Here is a 22452-nt window from a genome sequence, read left to right as displayed (position 1 = left end):
TCCAGCGACGGCGCACACGCACCTTACTTCATGCGCGCATGCCGCCCGTCTCCGATGCGCCGCGAGAAAAAGCGCGCGGCGTTTGTTATTGGATCAATATTTGGCGAAAATTAACCGGTCACCCGGTGCCTGTCAAGCACTATAATACATGTAATGTGGTATTGGGAGCGTAAAACATGAATCAGAATGACACTGCCGCGTCATCCGACGAACACGCGGACGACCGCTCACGCGAGGAACGGGGCGAGCGGGAAGAACGCGATCCGTTCCTGACGGCAATGGGTGAGCGCGTGCGTCTGTTGCGGGCTCGCCGCGGCATGACGCGGAAAACTTTGGCCACGGAAACAGGCTTGTCCGAGCGGCACCTGGCGAATCTGGAGTCGGGCGTCGGCAACGCGTCGGTGCTGGTGTTGCGGCAGATCGCCACCACCCTCAATTGCCCGCTCGCCGAGGTGATCGGCGACGAAACCACCTCATCCGCCGAATGGCTGCTGATCCGCGAGCTGCTGCAGGGGCGCGACCAGGCGGCGTTGCAGCGGGCCCGTATCGCGCTCGCCGAAATGTTCGCGCAGGCGCCGCGCGACCCGCACCGCAAGGACCGCATTGCGCTGATCGGCCTGCGCGGCGCGGGCAAGTCGACGCTCGGGCGGATGCTCGCGCAGGAGCGCAAGGTGCCGTTCGTCGAACTGACGCGTGTGATCGAGCAACTGGCTGGCTGTCCGCCTTCGGAGATCCATTCGCTATATGGGGCAGCAGCCTATCGCCGCTACGAGCATCGGGCGCTGGAGGCGGTGATTCAGGAGCATGAGCGTGCGGTGATCGCGTCGCCGGGCGGCCTCGTGTCGGAGTCGGGCACCTTCAGCGCGCTGCTCGCGCACTGCTACACCGTCTGGCTGCAGGCCACGCCGGAAGAACATATGCGGCGCGTCGTGGCGCAGGGCGATCTGCGGCCCATCTCCGGCAACAAGGAGGCGATGGAGGACCTCAAGCGCATTCTCGCCGGCCGCAGCGAGCTGTACGGCCGCGCGGACATGAGCTTCGACACCAGCGAGAAAACCCTCGCCGACGCCTATCTGCAATTGCGTGACCGGCTGGCTGCGCGGCTGGAGGCGGAAACCATCGAGGACACTCAGGCGGGCTGAGCGCCCTCAACCGTATCCGCTTGGGGCCGGTTAGGTTGAGGGTTTACACGTAAACATGCATTAAAGTGCTTTACGTGTGTGTGGCAATGCACTATTGTTCAAAAAACAGTTAGGCATTGTCCAGGAGACGCCCATGTCCGCAACGCAAACCCTCATTGCCCCAGTCGACTATCGCACCGACCCCTCTCAGTACAAGCACTGGAAACTGAGCTTCAACGGTCCTATCGCGACGCTCGGCATCGATATCGCCGAGGACGGCGGGATTCGCGACGGCTACAAGCTGAAACTGAATTCCTACGACCTCGGCGTCGATATCGAACTGCACGACGCGATCCAGCGGATCCGCTTCGAGCATCCCGAAGTCAGGACGGTGGTTCTGACGAGCCTGAAGGACCGCGTGTTCTGCTCGGGCGCGAACATCTTCATGCTGGGCCTGTCGACGCATGCGTGGAAGGTCAACTTCTGCAAGTTCACCAACGAGACGCGCAACGGTCTTGAAGACTCGTCGCGCCACTCGGGCCTCAAGTTCCTCGCGGCGGTGAACGGCGCCTGTGCCGGTGGCGGTTATGAACTGGCGCTTGCGTGCGATGAGATTTACCTCGTCGACGACCGCTCGTCATCGGTGTCGTTGCCGGAGGTGCCCCTGCTGGGTGTGCTGCCGGGTACAGGCGGTCTCACGCGGGTGACCGACAAGCGCCATGTGCGTCACGACCGTGCGGACATTTTCTGCACGCTGGTCGAAGGGATTCGCGGCGAACGTGCGAAAACATGGCGCCTGGTCGATGAGGTAGTGAAGCCCAACCAGTTCGATCAAGCGATTCAGGCCCGCGCGCTGGAACTGGCTGCGCAAAGCGACCGTCCTGCCGAGGCGCAGGGCGTGGCGTTGACGCGCATCGAACGCATCGAGCGCGAAGACGGACTTGGTTACGCGACGCTGGATATCAGCATCGACCGTGCGAAGCGCATCGCGACGTTCACCGCGAAGGCGCCTGCCAGCCCACCACCCACCGGCATCGACGCCATCGTCGCAGCCGGCGCGCATTGGTGGCCGCTGCAATTCGCTCGCGAACTCGACGATGCGATCCTGTCGATGCGCACCAATGAACTAGAGATCGGCACGTGGATCTTCAGGACCGAGGGCGATGCCCGCAACGTGCTCGCCGCCGACGCCACGCTGATGCAACACAAGGACCACTGGTTCGTGCGCGAAACGATCGGCCTGTTGCGCCGCACGCTGGCGCGCATCGACGTCTCGTCGCGTTCCTTGTTCGCGCTGATCGAACCGGGCTCGTGCTTCGCGGGCACCTTCGCCGAACTCGCGCTCGCAGCGGATCGCAGCTACATGGCGGCGCTGCCGAGCAACCAAGACGAAGAGCCGGCACTCACGCTCTCGGAAGTCAACTTCGGCCTGTATCCGATGGTTACGCATCAATCGCGGCTGGCGCGCCGTTTCTATGAAGAAGCGGCACCGCTCGATGCCGTGCGCGCGCAGATTGGCCAGGCCATCAAGCCGGTCGAGGCGGAGCGTCTCGGGCTCGTGACTGCGTCGCCGGACGACATCGACTGGGCCGACGAAATCCGCATCGCGCTGGAAGAGCGCACGGCGATGTCGCCGGATGCGCTGACCGGCCTCGAAGCGAATCTGCGTTTCAACGGCCCCGAGACGATGGAGACACGTATCTTCGGCCGCCTCACTGCCTGGCAGAACTGGATTTTCAACCGGCCGAACGCGGTGGGCGAGAAGGGTGCGCTCAAGGTGTACGGCAAGGGCAGCAAGGCGCAATTCGACGTTTCGCGGGTTTGACAGCGCGCGTTTGCAGCTCGTTGCCTTCTCTGTACCGCTTGCACCTGTAGCACCTATCGGCCCCATTGCTTCCAGCGCATCGATACGCGCCTCTCGAACCCAATACGCCTGTTTCCCGACCAAGGAACCGAACATGTCTACGATCAACTACAGCGAAAAGATCCCGAACAACGTCAACCTCGCCGACGACCGCGCACTGCAGCGCGCGCTCGAGCAGTGGCAGCCGAACTTCCTCGCGTGGTGGGGCGATATGGGTCCGGACGGCTCGCACAACTACGACGTCTATCTGCGCACCGCGGTGAGCGTCGACGCCGGCGGCTGGGCACATTTCGATCACGTGAAGATGCCCGACTACCGCTGGGGCATTTTTCTCACGCCGGGCGAGCAGGACCGCAAGATCCAGTTCGGCGAGCACAAGGGCGAAGCGGCATGGCAGGACGTGCCCGGTGAACATCGCGCCAACCTGCGCCGCATCATCGTTACGCAAGGCGACACGGAACCGGCCTCGGTGGAGCAGCAGCGTCACCTCGGTTTGACGGCGCCGTCGATGTACGACTTGCGCAACCTGTTTCAGGTGAACGTCGAAGAAGGCCGGCATTTGTGGGCGATGGTGTACCTGCTGCATCGTTACTTTGGCCGCGATGGCCGCGAAGAAGCCGAAGCGCTGCTGGGACGCCGCTCCGGCGACGACGACAATCCACGCATTCTCGGCGCCTTCAACGAGAAAACGCCGGACTGGCTCGCGTTCTACATGTTCACGTATTTCACGGATCGCGACGGCAAGTTCCAGTTGTCCGCGCTCGCCGAATCGGGTTTCGATCCGCTTGCGCGGACCACGAAATTCATGCTGACCGAGGAAGCGCATCACATGTTCGTCGGCGAGTCTGGCGTCTCGCGCGTAGTACAGCGTACTGCGCAGGTCATGAACGAACTGAAGAGCGACGACGTCAACAAGATTCGCGCCGCGGGCGTGATCGATCTGCCGACGATCCAGCGTTATCTGAACTTCCACTACTCGGTGACGATCGATCTGTTCGGCGCGGATCATTCATCGAACGCTGCCACGTTCTATAGCTCGGGCCTGAAGGGCCGCTATGAGGAAAGCAAGCGCGACGACGACCATCAACTCAACGGTCAGAGCTACAAACTGCTCGACGTGCAGGAGGGCAAGCTGGTCGAGCGCGAAGTGCCGATGCTCAACGCGATGAACGAAGTGCTGCGCGACGACTACATCAAGGATTCGGTGGCGGGCGTGAACCGCTGGAACAAGGTGCTGGAGAAAGCGGGCATCGATTTCCGTCTCACTGTGCCGCATAAAGCGTTCAACCGCCAGATCGGCACCTTCGCCGGCACTCGTGTGTCGCCGGATGGCCGCGTGATCAGCGCGACCGAATGGGCCGCCAATGAAGCGAAATGGCTGCCGAGCGCCGAAGACCGCGCCTATGTGGCGTCGCTGATGGGCCGCGTGACGGAGGCCGGCAAGTTCGCCAACTGGATTGCGCCGCCGGCGATGGGTGTGAATCGTCAACCGGTCGATTTCGAATACGTGCGCTTTAACTGATCTTGCGCGGTAGCAGGCTTTGCGCGAGTCGTGCGGAAACAATGTAGGAGGTAGGCATGAACGGCCCAGTATCGATCGATATCCTCAGGCAGCACCTGATCGATCCGGAAATCTGCATTCGCTGCAACACCTGCGAAGAGACCTGTCCGGTGGACGCGATCACGCACGACGAAAACAACTACGTCGTGAAGTCGGACCTCTGTAACGGCTGCATGGCTTGCGTGCCGCCGTGTCCGACTGGCGCAATCGACAACTGGCGCATGGTGCTCAAGCCGGACGCGTACAGCATCGACGAGCAGTTCGGCTGGGACGTGCTGCCGGAGCAGGGCACCATGGCGGTCTCTCCGGCGGATGACGCAGGTGCGTTAGCGGCGGCAGACGATGCGTCGCCGGATGCGGTGGGTGTCGAAGTGGATACGGTACGCGGTTCTACCGTGCCACCGTGGTCCGCCGCCAAGCCCTATGTGAACCTTTACACGCACAAGGCGCCCACCACCGCGACGGTGGTGGGCAACTACCGGCTCACCGACGTCTCGACCGAAAGCGACATCCATCACATCGTGCTGGACTTCGGCTCGATGCCGTTTCCGGTCCTGGAAGGGCAGTCGATCGGCATTCTGCCGCCGGGCGCGAGCGCCGACGGCCGTGTGCATCATGCACGCCAGTATTCGATCGCAAGCCCGCGCGACGGCGAGCGTCCCGGCTACAACAACGTTTCCCTGACGGTCAAACGCGTCACCGAGGATCATGGCGGCAGCGCCACGACCGGGGTGTGCTCGAACTATCTGTGCGATCTGAAGAAGGGGGATGTCGTCAACGTGATCGGGCCGTTTGGCGGCACCTTCCTGATGCCGAACCATCCGAACTCGCATTTGCTGATGATCTGCACCGGTACGGGTTCCGCGCCGATGCGGGCGATGACCGAGTATCGTAGACGTCGTCGCCTGAAGGGCGCAACCGGCAAGCTGATGCTGTTTTTCGGCGCGCGCACCAAAGAAGAGTTGCCGTACTTCGGACCGCTGACCAATCTGCCGAAGGATTTCATCGATACCAACCTGGCTTTCTCACGTACGTCTGGCCAGCCGAAACGCTATGTGCAGGATGCGATGCGCGAACGTGCGGTGGATGTCGCGCAACTGCTCAAGGACGACAACACGCATATCTACGTGTGCGGGCTCAAGGGCATGGAAGACGGTGTGCTGCAGGCGCTCAAGGAAATCGGCGAACTGCATGGACTCGATTGGGAAGGCCTGTGGGCACGCCTGAAGCGGGAAGGGCGGCTGCATCTCGAGACGTATTGACAGGCATGGGTCAGTGCGCAGACGCGAGTCGGCCTGCGCACTTGAGGCGGCGCGGGCTGTTCCGGCTCGCGCCACTCATCACTCGTTCCTTTACTTGCTCCTTTACTCGTTCACTTCGCGTCGCTGCGGCGACACCGCACCGCACGCGCGAATCACCAGTTGCACCACTTCCTCAGTGGACGCGTCGAACGCTTTCTGGCTGAGCGCGCGCTTGCCGCCCAGCGCCACAATCTGCGCATCGAAATCCGCGTAGTGCTGCGTGGTGGCCCAGATCATATACATCAGCGTCTGCGCACTGACCGGCGCCAACAGGCCGCGCGCGATCCACTCGTCGATCACCGTCACCCGGCTCTCGAGCCAGGGCTTCACGCGCTGCGTCAGGATGTCCTGCATATGCTCCGCGCCGTGGATGATCTCGTTGGCCCACACCTTCGAGCCAAGCGGGCGCCGCCGCGACAACTCCATCTTCGCGCGCACATAGCCGCTGATCGCTTCCACTGGATCGTCACTGGCCTCGAAGGTATCGGCAGCCCGGTGCCAGTCTTCGAACAGGTCTTCGAGCACCCGGCGGTATAGCGCGAGCTTGGTCGGGAAGTAGTAATGCAGGTTGGCTTTCGGCAAGCCTGCACGTTCGGCGATCATCGCCGTGCTGGTGCCTTCCAGGCCGCGCTCGGCAAATACGGCCTCCGCGCAGGCCAGCAGATGGGCCTCGTTCGATTCGCGAATGTGCGCCTTGCGCCGCCGCAAAGGCGCCGGGGTCTCGTCGTTTTCCGCAATGTCGGCTGCCACGTCGTCGTGTCTCATTGTTGGCCTCGCGCGGCGCGCATGCCGCGTCGCGCTTCATTCTAGTCGTTTGAGCGCGGATTGCGTTACCCGCGGCACACTGATTCGCGATACGCAAAAATGCCATGTTGCGTTGCAATGGCACGCTTCTCGCTCTGTGTTCTCCCGTACGAAAGGCATTGATTTGGCGGAGTTAATCGTCTACAACCTGTCCAACTGGACAGGATTGGATGAGCGGCCGGTACCCCAGGGTTTGCCCCGGGTGTGTCTTCTACCGAAGACGGCGGTGCATGCACCGCAGCCGTGCGGCAACGCCCCAAAATCCGCCGCAGATGCACCAGTTGGTGGTCGAATGCATGGTCGGTTCATTGAAAGGAGCGAGACGAATGAACGCGGTATCCGAGGCGTTAAAGCATGCTGAACCCGATACGTCGATCAAGGTCGATGGCAAGCGTTTGTGGGACAGCTTGATGACGATGGCGAAGATCGGCGCTACGCCGAAAGGCGGGGTCTGCCGCCTGGCGCTGACCGATCTCGACAGGCAGGGGCGTGACCTGATCGTGAGCTGGGCGAAGGAGGCGGGCTGCACGGTCACGGTCGACCAGATGGGCAATGTCTTTATGCGCCGCGCGGGGCGCAATCCCAACGCGCTGCCGGTCATGACCGGCTCGCATGCGGATTCGCAACCCACTGGCGGACGCTTTGACGGCATCTATGGCGTGCTGGGCGGGCTCGAAGTGATTCGCAGTCTGAACGATCACGGCATCGAGACCGAACACCCGGTGGAAGTGGTGATCTGGACCAACGAGGAAGGCTCGCGCTTCGCGCCGGCGATGGTGGCCTCCGGGGTCTTCGCCGGCGTGTTTACGCTCGAGTACGGCTTGTCGCGCAAGGACGTGGACGGCAAGACCATCGGCGAGGAACTCAAGCGCATCGGCTATGCCGGCGATCAGCCCTGCGGCGGCCGGCCCGTGCATGCCGCGTTCGAATTGCACATCGAGCAAGGACCGATTCTCGAAGCGGAGCACAAGACCATCGGCGTCGTCACCGACGCGCAAGGTCAGCGCTGGTACGAAATCACCTTCACTGGCCAGGAAGCGCACGCTGGTCCCACGCCGATGCCGCGCCGCCGCGATGCGCTGCTCGGCGCGGCGCGCGTGGTCGATCTGGTCAACCGCATCGGCCTCGATCATGCGCCGTTCGGCTGCGCGACGGTGGGCATGATGCAGGTGTATCCGAACTCACGCAACGTGATTCCTGGGCGGGTGTTTTTCACGGTGGATTTTCGCCATCCCGACGACGCCGTGCTCGCGAAGATGGACGCGGCGCTGCGCGAAGGCGTCGAGCGGATTGCGGGCGGCATTGGCCTCGAAACCCAGCTCGAGCAGATTTTCTATTACGAACCGGTCAAGTTCGACGCCGCTTGTGTGAAGTCGGTGCGCGCCGCTGCGCAGCGCTTCGGCTATCCGCATCGCGACATGGTGTCAGGCGCGGGACACGACGCCTGCTATCTGGCGCAGGTCGCGCCGACTTCGATGGTGTTCGTGCCCTGCGTGGACGGCATCAGTCACAACGAGATCGAAGACGCCACGCTCGAATGGATCGAGGCGGGCGCCAATGTCTTGCTGCACGCCATGGTGGAGCGTGCCTGCGAGCCGGCTTCATGACAGCGTAAGGATAACGGGGCGCCTCGCTGACAGGTCCAGCTTCACTCAGTAAGCGTTGGCGCCTTTAGAACAAGCCTGACTGTATCGCCTATAAAACACGTCGTCCCGACCGCGCTGAAGTGCGGCCGGCGGGCACGGCTACGTCCTCACATTGAAGAAGGAACGTGTATGGCCATCAAGCATACCGGCGACATTGCCCCGCAGCGCCTGTCGCCCGAGCAGCTTTCCTGCGAGTTCAGCGACATCGCGCCCTTGCTCGATCCGGCCGCCGCAGCGGTCGCGGCGAGCCGCTGTCACTACTGCTACGACGCGCCGTGCATTCAGGCATGTCCGACGCAGATCGACATTCCCAGCTTTATCCGCAAGATCGGCAACGGCAATCTGAAGGGCGCCGCGGTGGATATTCTCTCGGCGAATCCGTTGGGCGGCATGTGTGCGCGAGTCTGCCCGACCGAGATTCTTTGCGAAGGTGCTTGCGTGCGCAACCATCAGGACGAGAAGCCGGTGGCGATCGGCGCGTTGCAGCGTCACGCGACCGACTGGGCGATGGCGCGCGGCGAGGTGCTGTTCAAGCGGGCAGCCGAAACCGGGCGTCATGTGGCGGTGGTCGGTGCCGGTCCGGCTGGCCTCGCGTGCGCGCATCGTCTGGCGCTGGCCGGGCACACGGTGACGATTTACGACGCGCACGACAAGGCAGGTGGGCTCAACGAATACGGCATTGCCGCCTACAAGACGGTCGACGATTTTGCGCAGCGTGAAGTGGCGTGGCTGCTTTCGGTGGGCGGCATCGCCCTCAAGACCGGGGTGGCGCTCGGCCGCGACGTGAGTCTCGATGCCTTGCGCAAGCAACATGACGCGGTGTTTCTCGCCATTGGCCTGACCGGCGTGCGCGAACTGGCGCTGGAAGGGGAGGCGCTTGATGGTGTGCTCAACGCGGTGGATTTCATCGAGCAGGTGCGTCAGGCGAGCGACCTCGCGACGGTGCGGGTGGGGCGCCGGGTGGTGGTGATCGGCGGCGGCAATACGGCCGTGGATGCCGCCGTGCAGAGCCGCAAGCTCGGGGCGACGACGGTGACGATGGTGTACCGGCGTGGCGTGGAGACCATGAGCGCAACCTGGGCCGAACGCGAATTCGCGCAGAGCCAGGGCGTGACGCTTATCACGCATGCAAAGCCGGTGCGGCTAATCGGCAGCGACGGCACGGTGACGGACGTCGAGTTCGAACGTGCGTCCGCCGAGGGCGTGGAGCGCTTCACTATCGAGGCGGACATGGTGCTGAAGGCCATCGGCCAGACGCTGGTGGCAGTGGGCGTGGAGCGCGATCTGCTGACGCTCGACGGCAACCGGATTGCCGTCGACGCGAACGGGCAGACCTCCTTGCCGGATGTGTGGGCCGGCGGCGATTGCGCTGCGACGGGCGGTGTCGATCTGACGGTGCAGGCGGTGCAGGACGGCAAGCTTGCCGCCGCCGCGATCGATGCGCAGTTTGCCCGCACGGCAGTCAAGGCCGCTTAGCGATCCCTAAGGCGCGTGCTTGCACCTGGCAAAGCCCATCAAGCCACCCAGCGACAAACCGACACCACGATAAAACAGAGTCCCCAAGGAGCCGAACATGGCCGATCTGCGCTGTACGATTGCCGGCATCACCTCGCCGAACCCTTTCTGGCTCGCCTTCGCGCCGCCGACCGACAAGGCCTATAACGTCAACCGCGCCTTCGAAGCGGGCTGGGGCGGCGTGGTCTGGAAGACGCTCGGCCTCGACCCGCATGTGGTCAACGTCAGCTCGCGCTACGGCGCGGTGCAATGGAACGGGCAACGTATCGCCGGCCTGAACAATATCGAACTGATTACCGACCGCCCGCTCGACGTCAACCTGCGCGAGATCGCCCAGGTCAAACGCGACTGGCCGGATCGCGCGCTGATTGTCTCGCTGATGGTGCCGTGCAACGAGCGCGACTGGAAATGGATACTGCCGCTCGTCGAAGACACCGGCGCCGATGCGGTCGAATTGAATTTTGGCTGCCCGCATGGCATGAGCGAGCGCGGCATGGGCGCGGCGGTGGGCCAGGTGCCCGAATACGTGGAGATGGTCACGCGCTGGGTGAAGGAGGGCACCAAGCTGCCCTGTCTCGTGAAGCTGACGCCGAATATCAGCGACATCCGCACAGGCTCGCGCGCAGCCTACAAGGGCGGCGCGGATGGTGTGTCGCTGATCAATACCATTAACTCGATCGTCGGCGTGGACCTTGACGTAATGGCCCCGATGCCGATTGTCGACGGCAAGGGCACGCATGGCGGCTATTGCGGGCCCGCGGTCAAACCGATCGCACTGAACATGGTGGCCGAAATCGCCCGCGACGTCGAAACCCCCAATCTGCCGATCTCCGGCATCGGCGGCATTTCGACCTGGCGCGATGCGGCGGAATTCATCGTGCTGGGCGCGGGCAGCGTGCAGGTCTGCACGGCGGCCATGCACTACGGTTTCCGGATCGTTTCCGACCTCGCCGACGGCTTGTCGAACTGGATGGACGAAAAAGGCTACGCGACGCTCGACGATTTTCGTGGCCGCGCGGTGCCCAACGTGACGGACTGGAAGTACCTGAACCTCAAGTACGACATCAAGGCGCGCATCGACCAGGACAAGTGTATCCAGTGCGGCCTGTGCCATATCGCCTGCGAGGACACCTCGCACCAGGCGATCACACGCGAAAAAGATGGCGTGCGGCATTTTGAAGTGGTGGACTCCGAGTGTGTCGGGTGCAATTTATGCATGCATGTTTGCCCGGTCGATCAATGCATCACGATGGAACGGGTCGACACGGGCGAGTATGCGAACTGGACCACGCACCCGAACAACCCGGCGCGCGTGGATGCAGGCGAAGCGCAAGCCGGGCAACCGGCGGAGCAAGCCGCGGCCCAGCACGCCACCGCGAAAGCGGCCTGAGTGACAAAGCAGAACTGCAGCACACGATGCGCTTGTAACGATGTGGGTTCCTGACCGGCCCGACGCCTCCGCAAACATGCCTAGAGGGGCGCGGGCCACAACGACGAACTGGAGATTGTTCAATGAAACCGACAGCGCAAGGCGCCGAACCGCAGCTAGCGGCCGGCGTGCAAGGCAGCAGTCTTTATAACGACGACCTGGCGCCGACCGGCGCCGCGCAGCGTACCTGGAAGTGGTATCACTTCGCGGCGCTATGGGTGGGGATGGTGATGAATATCGCCTCATACATGCTTGCTGCCGGGTTGACGGAGCAGGGCATGTCACCGTGGCAGGCGGTGCTCACCGTGCTGCTGGGCAACCTGATCGTGCTGGTGCCGATGCTGTTGATCGGCCATGCCGGGGCGAAGCACGGCATTCCGTATGCGGTGCTGGTGCGCTCGTCGTTCGGCACCCAGGGCGCGAAACTGCCGGCCATGCTGCGGGCTATCGTTGCCTGCGGCTGGTACGGTATTCAGACGTGGCTAGGCGGCAGCGCGATCTATACGCTGCTCAATATCCTCACCGGCAATGCACTGCATGGCGAGGCACTGCCGTTTCTCGACATCTCGCTTGCGCAACTGGCGTGCTTCCTCGTGTTCTGGGCGCTGCAGATTTACTTCATTTTGCACGGCACCGATTCGATCCGCTGGCTCGAAAGCTGGTCCGCGCCGATCAAGGTGGTGATGTGCATCGCGCTGGTCTGGTGGGCGACCTCGAAGGCCGGCGGCCTCGGCACGATGCTGGCCGCGCCGTCGCAATTCGTGGCGGGCGGCAAGAAAGAAGGGCTCTTCTGGGTGACCTTCTGGCCGGGGCTGACCGCGATGGTGGGCTTCTGGGCCACGCTCGCGTTGAATATTCCCGACTTCACGCGCTTTGCCCGTTCGCAGCGCGACCAGGTGATCGGCCAGTCGATCGGCTTGCCGGCGCCGATGGCGCTGCTCTCGGTGATCTCGGTGGTGGTGACCTCGGCTACGGTGGTGATCTACGGCAAGGCAATCTGGGATCCTATCGATCTGACAAGCCGCATGACCGGCATCGGCGTGGGTGTCGCGCTGGTGATTCTGACGCTCGATACGATGTGCTGCAATCTTGCCGCCAACCTCGTCGGTCCTGCTTACGACTTTTCGAGCCTGTGGCCGAAGGGCATTACCTATCGCGTCGGCGGCATGATCACCGCGACGATTGCGATTGTGATGATGCCGTGGAAGATTCTCGCCACGACGCAAGGCTACATTTTTACGTGGCTGGTTGGTTATTCCGCCTTGCTCGGCCCGGTGGCGGGTATTCTGATGGTGGACTACTTCCTGATTCGCGGCACACGGCTCGACCCGCGCGAGCTGTTCGACGAGAACGGCGAATACAGCTATACGGGCGGCTGGAATATCGGCGCGGTGGTGGCGTTGCTGGTGGGCGTCTTGCCGAATCTGCCGGGCTTTCTGCATACGGCGTTTCCGGCGGCGTTTCCCAACGTGCCGGCGTTTTTCAATACGCTGTACACGTATGCATGGTTCGTGGGTCTCGCGTTGGCGTCTATCGTCTATAGCGCGTGGATGAAGCTGAGCAAGGGGCCCAGTGCGCGGGTGGCGAGCGCATGAGGCTTTGGCAGTGGCAATGAACACATAGCAGTCAATGAGGAGGCAGCAAGATGACGACCCTGATTCGCGGCGGCACGGTAATCGACGCGGACCGTAGCTGGCGGGCGGACGTATTGTGTGCCGACCCGCAGGACGGCGGCACGATCCTGCAGGTTGGCCCGGACCTGGAGGCGCCGGCGGGCGCGTCGATTGTCGACGCGCATGGACAGTATGTGATGCCCGGCGGCATCGACCCGCACACGCATATGGAGTTGCCCTTTATGGGCACCACGGCAAGCGACGACTTTTATACGGGCACGGCGGCGGGCCTGTCGGGCGGCACCACGAGCATCATCGATTTCGTGATTCCGAGCCCGCGGCAGTCGCTGATGGAAGCGTTTCAGTCGTGGCGCGGCTGGGCCGAGAAGGCTGCTGCGGACTACGGCTTTCATGTGGCGGTGACCTGGTGGGACGAATCGGTGCATCGCGACATGGGCACGCTGGTGCATGAACATGGGGTGTCGAGCTTCAAGCACTTCATGGCCTACAAGAACGCCATCATGGCGGACGACGAAGTGCTGGTGAACAGCTTCGCACGTTCGCTCGAACTGGGCGCCTTGCCCACCGTGCATGCAGAAAACGGCGAACTGGTGTTCCAGTTGCAGCGGCAGTTGCTGGCGAAAGGCATCACCGGGCCGGAAGCGCATCCGCTCTCGCGGCCGCCGGAAGTGGAGGGTGAAGCGGCCAATCGTGCGATCCGGATTGCCCAGGTGCTGGGCGTGCCGGTGTATATCGTGCACGTGTCGTCCAAGGATGCGGTCGATGCGATTGCACGGGCTCGCAGTCAAGGTCTGCGCGTGTTCGGCGAAGTCTTGCCGGGGCATCTGGTGATCGATGAGGCCGTCTATCGCGATCCCGACTGGACCCGCGCCGCGGCGCATGTGATGAGCCCGCCGTTTCGCTCCGCCGAGCATCGCGAGGCGCTGTGGAGCGGACTGCAAGCGGGGCAGTTACACACTACCGCAACCGATCACTGCGTGTTCTGCGCGTCGCAAAAGGCCATGGGCCGCGAGGACTTCACGAAGATTCCGAACGGCTGCGGCGGGGTGGAAGACCGCATGTCGGTGCTATGGCATCACGGCGTGAATTCGGGGCGTCTGACGCCGAACGAGTTCGTGCGGATTACCTCGGCTAATGCTGCGCAGATTTTCAACCTCTATCCGCGTAAAGGGGCCGTGCAGGTTGGGGCGGACGCTGACCTGGTGGTGTGGGACCCGGCCGCGACCAAAACCATTTCGGTCAAGACCCATCACCAGAAGGTGGATTTCAATGTCTTCGAAGGCATGACGGTGCAGGGCGTGGCAATGCATACGCTCACACGCGGCGCGCTGGCGTGGACCGACGGCGATCTGCGGGCGGTCAGAGGCGCGGGGCAGTATCTGAAGCGTCCGCCTAACGCCGCGTATTTTGACGCAATTCGCGTGGCTAACAAACTCAAGGAGCCGCACGCGGTAGAGCGGTGATCAGCGGATGAGCGCACAGGCGGTAGCGCGCCTGCGCGCTCATGCACTCCATCGCGGCATACCGAATAACTTCGTTTTTCCGGCTATCGCTTCGCGTTATCCGTGTCTTCGCCTTCCAGCTTGAGCCTCCTGTGTTTTCAATTGACGGTACCGCTTTGCTTCCTTGACAAATGCGTACCGCGTCACCTATTTTTCATCTGCAGTCAAAACACGACGATTCAACTGCATGATGTCCCCGCAAAATCGAGCGATTTATCCAATCTGAATAAGCAGGAATGCTAATTAATTGACATTCCTGCTTGAATCTATGCCCATTGAATCAAGTTGGCTCTCACCCGCTGTCTAGTGCTATCCGCGCGAGCTCGGCTCCAATGGATTTGCTTCGACGACGGCGCCCTTTGTGAAACGGTAGTTGAATCCACCGCCAAGGATTGAGATGAAACGAGATAAGGGTTTTACCGGCAAGCGCCGGCCCCGTCGGCATTTTTTGCCGTCCCTAGTGGCTGTAGCGTCCGTAACCATGCTGCTCGGCGGATGCGGAGGTGGCGACGGCGGGTCGGCGGCGAGTACCGTTGCCAATGCGCAGCAGAGCGCGGCGAACCAGCAAAGCGCGGCTCAGTCGCAGGCAAAAGCACAAGCGCAGTCGCAGTCGCAGTCGCAGGCGCAGGCGCAAGCACAAGCGCAGTCGCAAACGGCGAATCAGCCGTATCTCGACCCGGTCGCCTATTCGAGCAATGCAACCGATGGTCTGGCGGCGTCGCAGGTTGCGGAGAAGGCGGCCGTCATGCATTACCAATGGACGCTGGGCCGCACGCCCGTGAATTACACGACCACCACTGGACATTTGACCGCTGCTGACTCGACCGGCAAGCCCGAAGCCACGATGTCCTATGTGGCTTATACGGCGCCGAGCACCAACGGCTCGCCGCGGCCGGTTACCTTTATCTACAACGGCGGACCGGGATCCGCTTCGATCTGGTTGCGGCTCGGATCGTTTGCGCCGACGCGAGTGGCTACCCCGGACCCGCTGTTCGGCAACTGGCCGAATTACCCGCTCGTCGACAACAAGGATAGCCTGATCGACACCACGGATCTGGTGTATATCGACCCTCCCGGAACCGGGCTTTCCGAGGCGATTCTGCCTAATACGAACCAGACTTACTGGAGCACGGATGCGGACGTCGACATCATGCGCGATTTTATCGAGCGCTATGTGACGGTGAATAATCGCAGCAGCTCGCCGATCTATCTGTACGGCGAGTCGTACGGTACGCCGCGCACCGACATGCTGGCGCTCGCACTGGAATCGGCGGGTGTGCATCTGACGGGGATCGTGCTGCAGTCTTCGATTCTCAATTATTTTGCCGATGCGATCGAGGCGGTGGCCATCACCAATTCGACGAGCGAACTCGCACTCGATACGGATACGCTGGCAGGTTACTTCCCCAGCTATGCGGAAGTTGCCGCCTACTACAACCAGGTGTCGCCGACGCCGCTCAATCAGGATCTCTATGCATTCCAGACGAGCCTTTTCGTCACGGCCGAATACAACCGCTTGAAGCGCTATTCCCAGTCGTGGGTATTGAGCCAGCTTGGCGCCCCGGATTACCTGGGTACCCCCGTGTTCCCCAGCCAATCGACGCTACAGAACTGGACCTTGCCAACCGGTCTGACGTTGCAGGCGCTGCAAGGCTACTTCAACGCCAATCCGTTCTCGACCAGCCTGCTTCCCGGCACGACGATAGGCCGGTATGACGGACGTGTGTCGTTGCCGAATTCGGATCCGCGGCTGCAGAACGATTCCGACCCGTCGGATATTTTGATCTCCCAACCGTTCACGACTGCTCTCGCGACGCAGATGCCGGACTATCTTGGGTATTCGGCGCCGAATGCGACGTATATGCCTTTGAACGACAATATCATCAATGTGTGGAATTTCTCGCACGATGGCCAGGCGTTGCCCGATACGATTCCCGATCTCCTGGGTGCGCTGACGTTGAACCCTCACCTCAGAGTGCTCTCGGAAAACGGCTTCCACGATCTGGCAACGCCGTTCCTCAATACCGAGAAGCAACTGGCGCGCTTGCAGACGGTGCCCGGCTTGAACCCGGACTTGCAGGTCAACTTCTTCCAGGGTGGGCATATGATTTATCTGGATGACGTGGCCCGGCCGGGGATGAAGCGGGATCTGGTGCGCTTTTACCGCGGCACGCCGCTACCGGATGCGCTGGCACTGTGGACCCTGCCGCCGCCGTGGGCCGACGAAAGCCCGGCGAGCCAGCCGACGACCGCCACGGCGCAGGCCGCACCGTGACCGATGGGATGTGAAACCTTGCTGGTACTCCGTTCACTTAAACAATGCGAGTCATCATGTCTCTATTCGATGTGTTGCGACGTATTTCTCCGTTGATCGTGCTGGGTTGCCTCGCCAGCAGCGCGCATGCCCTGCCGCCGCAGGCGGTGGCGCCCGTGACGCTGCCTAACGGAGCCCGCGGCGTCGACGGCCCGTTCTTTCCGCAGAATCGTGCGGCGCCTGTTACGGCGTCGACCGGCTCGACGCTGCAGCAGCAGGCGCAGCAGCGCCTCGAAGCGCGCCTCGGCGCCAATACGGCGCTCAGCAACGGCGCGGCAGTGACCAAAGCGCAGGCGCAGTCGCAGGGGCTCGGCTTTGTGGCCAAGCATTTCGACGCGATCGATGCGAACCACAAGGGGAGTGTGACCATGAGCGACGTCAGGCAGTATCTTCAGCAACAAGGGCGGTAAGCAAGCGGCGCCCGCTGGCGCGCAAACCCTTGCGCCAGCGGCTTATCACAAGGACGCATATTCTTCGAAAACTTGATGCTTTGTAGATATAGGGGCCGTTTGCTACAGTCCGCCCACCTTACCGGGGCGGCGAATTACACTGCACCGGTATCTTCATACAATAACTTCTACGGAGCATCTTTTTCATGAAGCCGATTCGTTCCATGCTGTTGATCGCCCTCCTGCAAGCCGCTGCGGTTACCTCGGCATTCGCCGGTGAAGAACTTAACCAGATCAAGGCGACTGGCGTACTAAAGGTCGGCACCGAAGGCACCTATGCGCCGTTCACGTACCACGACGAATCGGGCAAGCTGACCGGCTTCGACGTGGAGATCGCCGCCGCGATCGCGCAACGCCTCGGCGTCAAGCCGGAGTTTGTCGAAGGCAAATGGGATGGCCTCATCGCCGGCCTCGACGTGAAACGCTATGACGCGGTGATCAACGAAGTCGCCGTGACCGATGCACGCAAGGTCAAGTACGATTTCTCGACCCCGTACATTACCTCGCATGCGGCGCTGATCGTGCGCTCGGACAACACGACCATCAAGAGCTTCGACGACCTGAAGGGCAAGAAGTCGGCCAATACGCTGACCAGCAATTTCGGCAAGATCGCCAAGGACCACGGTGCGGATGTTGTGCCCGTGCAGGGCTTTAACGAGTCGATCGATTTGCTGACCTCGGGCCGCGTGGATGCGACGGTCAACGATTCGCTGTCGTTCCTCGACTTCAAGAAGCACAAGCCGGACGCGCAGGTGAAGATCGTCGCGCTCGACAATTCCTCGGATAGCGACAAATCGGCGGTGCTGCTGCGCAAGGGCGACCCGGACCTGGTCGCGGCAATCGACAAGGCGCTCGCCGACATCAAGGCGGATGGCACCTACGAGAAGATCTCGCAGAAGTATTTCGGCAAGGACGTCTCCCAGTAAGCCCGGGATAGGTCCGAATCATGCCAGCCTGGCTGCATCTGATGGCACAGTCGCTGTGGCCCCTCGTCTACGCGGGGCTCGTGTTCACTGTGCCGCTCACCCTCGTTTCGTTCGCGCTCGGCCTGGTGCTGGCGTTCGCCGTCGCCCTGATCCGCCTGTTCGGCCCGCGCTGGGCGGTGGCGATCGTGCGTTTCTATGTCTGGCTGATTCGCGGTTCGCCGTTGCTGGTGCAACTGTTCGTGATCTTCTACGGCCTGCCGAATGTGGGGATTGTGCTCGACCCGCTGACGGCGGCCATCATCGGCTTTTCGCTGAATGTCGGGGCCTACAACTCCGAAGTGATTCGCGGGGTGATCGAGTCGATCCCGAAAGGGCAGTGGGAAGCGGCGTATTCGATGGGGATGACGCGCGGCGAAGCGTTGCGCCGCGCCATCCTGCCGCAGGCGGCGCGGGTGGCGTTGCCGCCCTTGTCCAACTCGTTCATTTCGCTCGTCAAGGACACCTCGCTTGCGGCCGTGCTGACGGTGCCCGAAGTGTTTCAGGCCGCGCAGCGGATTGCCTCGGTAACCTATGAACCGCTGATTCTGTACACGGAGGCGGCGCTGGTTTATCTGGTGTTGAGTTCGGTATTGTCGTCGGCGCAGGTCAGGCTCGAGCAACGCTTCGGTCGTCACGCGCTTTTCCAGGCAGGCAACGCATGATCAAGCTGGGAAAAATCGAGAAGTGCTTTGGCGAACATCGGGTGTTGGGTGGCGTCGATCTGACGCTGGCGCCGGGCAATGTCACCGCCTTGATCGGCCCGTCGGGCAGCGGCAAGAGCACGCTGTTGCGCTGCGTGAACCTGCTGGAAATTCCCGAGGGCGGTTCGCTCGAACTCGGCACGCAGCGGCTCGAGTTCAGCCGCGAGCACAAACCCGCGCGCGACGCGGTGCTGGCGATCCGGCGCCGCACCGGCATGGTGTTTCAGAACTTCCAGTTGTTCCCGCATCTGACGGTACTGCAGAACGTCATGGAAGGGCTGCTGACCGTGCAGAAGTGGGACAAGGCGCGGGCACGCGAGCGTGCGCATGAACTGCTGACCAAGGTCGGCATTGCCCATAAGGCGGATGCATGGCCCGCGACGCTCTCCGGCGGGCAGCAACAGCGGGTCGCGATTGCGCGTGCCCTGGCGCCTTCGCCGGAGGTGTTGCTGTGCGACGAGCCGACCTCGGCGCTCGATCCGGGCCTGGCTGCTGAAGTGGTCGAGGTGCTCAGGCAGTTGGCCAGCGAGGGTATGACCATGCTGATGGCGACTCACGATCTGCGTCTTGCCGCGTCGATTGCACGCGACGTCGTGTTTCTGAACAACGGCGCGGTGGTGGAGGCGGGGGCCTCGCGGCAGATCTTTACGCAGCCGCGCGAAGCGGAGACGGCGCGCTTTGTGTCGACGCTCACGCAGCGTCTGCCGGATGCGTGGGTCGAGTGAGGCGTTTTCAAACCGCTTCGAAGGAGTCGAGCCGTTCGAGCAGTTGCGCACGCAGATCGGCGAGCACAGGGTCGCGCCGCTCGCGCGGCCGCGGCCTGGCCACCCGGTATTCGCGGTCGATACGCCCCGGAGCCGCCGCCATCAACAGCACGCGGTCGCTCAGATACAAGGCCTCGTCCAGATCGTGTGTGACGAGCAGGGCGGCCGTGCCGTGCGCCTGGGTCACCGAGAGCAGCAGGGCCTGCAGGCGCATGCGCGTCATTGCATCGACGGCGCTAAACGGTTCGTCGAGCAACAGCAACTCGGGCTGCGAGAACAGTCCTCGGGCAATCGCGACACGTTGCGCCATGCCACCGGAGAGCGCCTTGGGTAGCGCATGCTGCTGGCCATCTAACCCGACCTCGCCGAGCAAACGCGCCACCCGCGGATCGCGTCCGCCGTTGCGGCCTGCTTCGAAGCCGACGTTGTCGGCCACCGTGAGCCATGGCAGCAGGCGCGGTTCCTGGAAGATCACGCCGATCTGCGGCGACGGTCCGTGTTGAGGCGCGCCATTCACACGCACGTCGCCTTGATATTGCCGGTCGAGTCCGGCAACGATCCGCAGCAGGGTGCTTTTGCCGCAACCGCTCGGGCCGGCCAGACTCACAATCTCGCCGTGCCCGACGCGCAACGAGAAATGCTCGAGCACGGTGCGGGCCGCATAGTGTTTGGCCTCGATGCGTACTTCCAGCAGGGCCGGCTGAGATGACGCGCTCATCGTTTCTCTCCTGCGCGTGATTGATCGTTGAAAGCATCGAAGGCGTCGCGCCAGCCGAGCACGCTGTGTTCGAGCCAGCGCATGGCGCCGTCGCTCAGCTTGCCGAGCACGGCAAGCAGCAGGATCGCCCCGAACACCAGATCGGGGCGGCCGGTTTCGCGACCGTCGCTCAGCATGTAGCCGAGGCCGCGAGTCGCGGCGATCAGTTCTGCGGCAACCATGAACATCCAGGCGAGGCTCAAGCCCGTGCGCAGACCCGTGAAAATCTGCGGCAGCGCCGCAGGCAAGAGGATGCGCCGGAATAGCGCAGCGGGCGTCAGCCGGTAGATCGCACCGAGTTCCACCAGTTTGCGATCGACGCCGCGAATCCCCGCCACCACGCTCAGATGCACAGGGAAGAACGCACCAATCGCGATCAGCGTGATCTTGGGGGCTTCGTCGATACCCATCCACAGCAGTAACACCGGCACCCACGCTAGCGACGGAATCGAGCGCAGCGCCTGAAAGCATGGCTCGAGCAGCGCATCGAGCCGGTGGCTCAGACCCATCGCGGCGCCCAGCACGAGCGCGAGCGCCGCGCCGATGCCGAAGCCCGCCAGTACACGCAGCGTGCTGGCGGCGATATGGCGCCCGAGGCGCGCCGCACCCATTTGCCAGAGCGTCTCGGCGATGGTGCTAGGGGCGGGCAGCAGATGATCCGGTACGACGTGCGTGCGCACCAGAACTTCGATGAGCGCGAGCAAGCCAAGCGGCAGCAGCAGACCGGCGATCTGCCAGCGGCGCAGGCTGCGCCGCAGTTGCGGCTGCTGCTGTCCCGCGGAGGGCCGCGCATGGCTTGCGCCATCCGCCAAAGGCGCATGGGTGCCAAGTCTGCGCACCTCGTCAACCTCGAACGGCAAAGTCTCGTCAGAAGTCGATGCCATCTTTGCACTCACTGCGCTCTTGCCGCCGTCACCACCGGCTGCGCGACCTGCGAGTCGACCAGCGCATCGATCACCTGCGACAGGTCGGTGCCGGGCTTGACCAGTTGCTCCTGCGCGAGGATCGGCGCGGCAGCCTTGAGCGCTGCGATCTGTTGCGCGCCCGGCACCGGCTGGCTGAAGTCGTTACGCTGCAATTGCAGCTTCGCAACCGGCAGCGAGACTTTCGATTCTTCCGCAACGATCTTTGCGGCATCGTCGGGATGCGCGATGATCCACACGCGAGCCTTTTCGTAGACCTTCAGCACACGCGCCACCGTCTCGGGATACTGCTGCAGAAACGCTTCGCGCGCGTTTAGAAAGCCGTACGTATTGAAGTCGACGTTGCGGTAGAGCAGGCGGTCGCCGTCGTCGATCTGCGCGGCCGCCATATGCGGATCGAGCCCCGCCCACGCATCCACCTGGCCGTTCGCGAGCGCGGTGCGCCCGTCCGGATGCTGCAGGTTGACGAGTTCGACGTCGTCGCGCGTCAGACCAACCGTATGCAACGCACGCAAGGTGAAGAGGAACGGATCGGTGCCTTTGGTGGCGGCGATTTTCTTGCCCTTCAGGTCGCCCAGCGTCTTGATGGGCGAATCCTTGCGCACCACCAGCGCGGTCCATTCGGGACGCGAGAAGATATACACCGTCCGGATGGGATTGCCGTTCGCCTTGCCGAGCACAGCGGCGAGACCCGCGGTCGAACCGATATCGATGGCGCCGCTGTTCAGATATTCAAGCGCGCGGTTGCTGCCGAGACTCAAAACCCATTTGATCTGCGCATGATCGGGTTTGAATTCGTCTTCGAGCCAGCCATAGCGCTTGATCACGAGACTTTCCGGCGAGTAGTACGCGTAGTCGACGCGGATCTCCGGCGGTGTCGCGGCATACGCCGCCGCCATCGTCGCGAGGCCCGACGCCAGCACGGCCAGCCGGCCCAGCGCACGATTGAAGAACCGCTTCATGTTTGGTCTCCCAGTATCCAGAGATCGAGGTGTGTGAACCGATCAATGTAATGAAAGACGCGGCGTTCGGTAACCAAGGAAAGATCACAAGGAAACCCGCGGCAGCGATATTGCACGCGTGCCGGAGCGGGGGCGGCGTTTGTCGGCGCTATAGCATCGCTAATGATGTTGCATTGACGGTACGAACGCTTTGCTCGCAGGGACGCACGCGTCCGTGCCAGCACGCGCCGTCCGCCACAC

Annotated in this window: 17 protein-coding genes and 1 pseudogene; 14 read left to right on the top strand and 4 right to left on the bottom strand. The window is 62.7% G+C overall.

Going from position 1 to position 22452, the window contains the following annotated elements; genetic code table 11:
• The first annotated feature begins 176 nt into the window (after positions 1 to 176).
• The 4 genes from BLQ92_RS28785 (at position 177) to boxA (ending at position 5808) form a co-directional block, all read left to right on the top strand.
• Positions 177 to 1142, top strand: coding sequence for a helix-turn-helix transcriptional regulator (locus BLQ92_RS28785; RefSeq protein WP_090689816.1), 966 nt, complete (start codon positions 177 to 179; stop codon positions 1140 to 1142).
• Between the two features lie 133 nt (positions 1143 to 1275).
• Entirely contained in the window at positions 1276 to 2946 is a 1671-nt protein-coding gene (gene boxC, locus BLQ92_RS28780; protein ID WP_090689812.1) for a 2,3-epoxybenzoyl-CoA dihydrolase, read from the top strand.
• Between the two features lie 133 nt (positions 2947 to 3079).
• A complete protein-coding gene (boxB, locus tag BLQ92_RS28775; protein ID WP_090689809.1) occupies positions 3080 to 4507 on the top strand; it encodes a benzoyl-CoA 2,3-epoxidase subunit BoxB in 1428 nt (475 codons plus the stop codon).
• A 56-nt stretch (positions 4508 to 4563) separates the two neighbouring features.
• Entirely contained in the window at positions 4564 to 5808 is a 1245-nt protein-coding gene (gene boxA, locus BLQ92_RS28770; RefSeq protein WP_090689805.1) for a benzoyl-CoA 2,3-epoxidase subunit BoxA, read from the top strand.
• A 102-nt stretch (positions 5809 to 5910) separates the two neighbouring features.
• Here boxA and BLQ92_RS28765 read toward each other — a convergent pair.
• Positions 5911 to 6652, bottom strand: a pseudogene (locus BLQ92_RS28765) (TetR family transcriptional regulator C-terminal domain-containing protein).
• A 325-nt stretch (positions 6653 to 6977) separates the two neighbouring features.
• Here BLQ92_RS28765 and BLQ92_RS28760 point away from each other — a divergent pair.
• From BLQ92_RS28760 to BLQ92_RS28715, 10 genes are all read left to right on the top strand, one after another.
• On the top strand, positions 6978 to 8258 hold the full coding sequence (locus tag BLQ92_RS28760) for a Zn-dependent hydrolase (RefSeq protein WP_090689798.1): 1281 nt from the start codon (positions 6978 to 6980) through the stop codon (positions 8256 to 8258).
• A gap of 168 nt (positions 8259 to 8426) precedes the next feature.
• Positions 8427 to 9773: an NAD(P)-dependent oxidoreductase gene (locus BLQ92_RS28755; protein ID WP_090689795.1), complete on the top strand. Its 1347-nt coding sequence runs from the start codon at positions 8427 to 8429 to the stop codon at positions 9771 to 9773.
• A 97-nt stretch (positions 9774 to 9870) separates the two neighbouring features.
• Positions 9871 to 11202 (top strand): NAD-dependent dihydropyrimidine dehydrogenase subunit PreA, encoded by a 1332-nt coding sequence (preA, locus tag BLQ92_RS28750; RefSeq protein WP_090689792.1) that lies wholly within the window; start codon positions 9871 to 9873, stop codon positions 11200 to 11202.
• A gap of 122 nt (positions 11203 to 11324) precedes the next feature.
• Complete coding sequence (locus BLQ92_RS28745) at positions 11325 to 12836, top strand: NCS1 family nucleobase:cation symporter-1 (RefSeq protein ID WP_090689788.1); 1512 nt, start codon at positions 11325 to 11327, stop codon at positions 12834 to 12836.
• Between the two features lie 50 nt (positions 12837 to 12886).
• Entirely contained in the window at positions 12887 to 14338 is a 1452-nt protein-coding gene (gene hydA, locus BLQ92_RS28740) for a dihydropyrimidinase (RefSeq protein WP_090689785.1), read from the top strand.
• Positions 14339 to 14774: 436 nt separating this feature from the next.
• The gene (locus BLQ92_RS28735; protein ID WP_090689782.1) at positions 14775 to 16652 is read left to right on the top strand and encodes a S10 family serine carboxypeptidase-like protein; all 1878 of its coding nucleotides are present in this window, start codon (positions 14775 to 14777) and stop codon (positions 16650 to 16652) included.
• 44 nt (positions 16653 to 16696) lie between these two features.
• The gene (locus tag BLQ92_RS28730; RefSeq protein WP_090689778.1) at positions 16697 to 17101 is read left to right on the top strand and encodes a 2-oxoglutarate dehydrogenase; all 405 of its coding nucleotides are present in this window, start codon (positions 16697 to 16699) and stop codon (positions 17099 to 17101) included.
• Positions 17102 to 17286: 185 nt separating this feature from the next.
• Positions 17287 to 18066, top strand: coding sequence for an amino acid ABC transporter substrate-binding protein (locus BLQ92_RS28725; protein WP_090689775.1), 780 nt, complete (start codon positions 17287 to 17289; stop codon positions 18064 to 18066).
• A gap of 20 nt (positions 18067 to 18086) precedes the next feature.
• Complete coding sequence (locus BLQ92_RS28720) at positions 18087 to 18767, top strand: amino acid ABC transporter permease (protein ID WP_090689772.1); 681 nt, start codon at positions 18087 to 18089, stop codon at positions 18765 to 18767.
• Complete coding sequence (locus BLQ92_RS28715) at positions 18764 to 19531, top strand: amino acid ABC transporter ATP-binding protein (RefSeq protein WP_090689769.1); 768 nt, start codon at positions 18764 to 18766, stop codon at positions 19529 to 19531. The genes BLQ92_RS28720 and BLQ92_RS28715 overlap by 4 nt, the downstream gene beginning before the upstream one ends.
• A 7-nt stretch (positions 19532 to 19538) precedes the next feature.
• On the opposite strand, the gene BLQ92_RS28710 is transcribed toward BLQ92_RS28715, so the two are convergent.
• The 3 genes from BLQ92_RS28710 to BLQ92_RS28700 are packed head-to-tail and all read right to left on the bottom strand — an operon-like array spanning position 19539 to position 22212.
• Positions 19539 to 20288, bottom strand: a complete 750-nt coding sequence (locus BLQ92_RS28710; protein ID WP_090689766.1) for an ABC transporter ATP-binding protein — start codon at positions 20286 to 20288, stop codon at positions 19539 to 19541.
• Complete coding sequence (locus BLQ92_RS28705; protein WP_090689764.1) at positions 20285 to 21211, bottom strand: ABC transporter permease; 927 nt, start codon at positions 21209 to 21211, stop codon at positions 20285 to 20287. The genes BLQ92_RS28710 and BLQ92_RS28705 overlap by 4 nt, the downstream gene beginning before the upstream one ends.
• A gap of 8 nt (positions 21212 to 21219) precedes the next feature.
• Positions 21220 to 22212, bottom strand: a complete 993-nt coding sequence (locus BLQ92_RS28700; protein WP_090689762.1) for an aliphatic sulfonate ABC transporter substrate-binding protein — start codon at positions 22210 to 22212, stop codon at positions 21220 to 21222.
• Between the last annotated feature and the right edge of the window lie 240 nt (positions 22213 to 22452).

The sequence above is a fragment of the Paraburkholderia phenazinium genome, assembly GCF_900100735.1.
GTDB lineage: Bacteria > Pseudomonadota > Gammaproteobacteria > Burkholderiales > Burkholderiaceae > Paraburkholderia > Paraburkholderia phenazinia.
The sequence above is the reverse complement of the archived record's forward strand: the minus strand, read 5'-3'. Positions and strand labels throughout refer to the sequence as shown.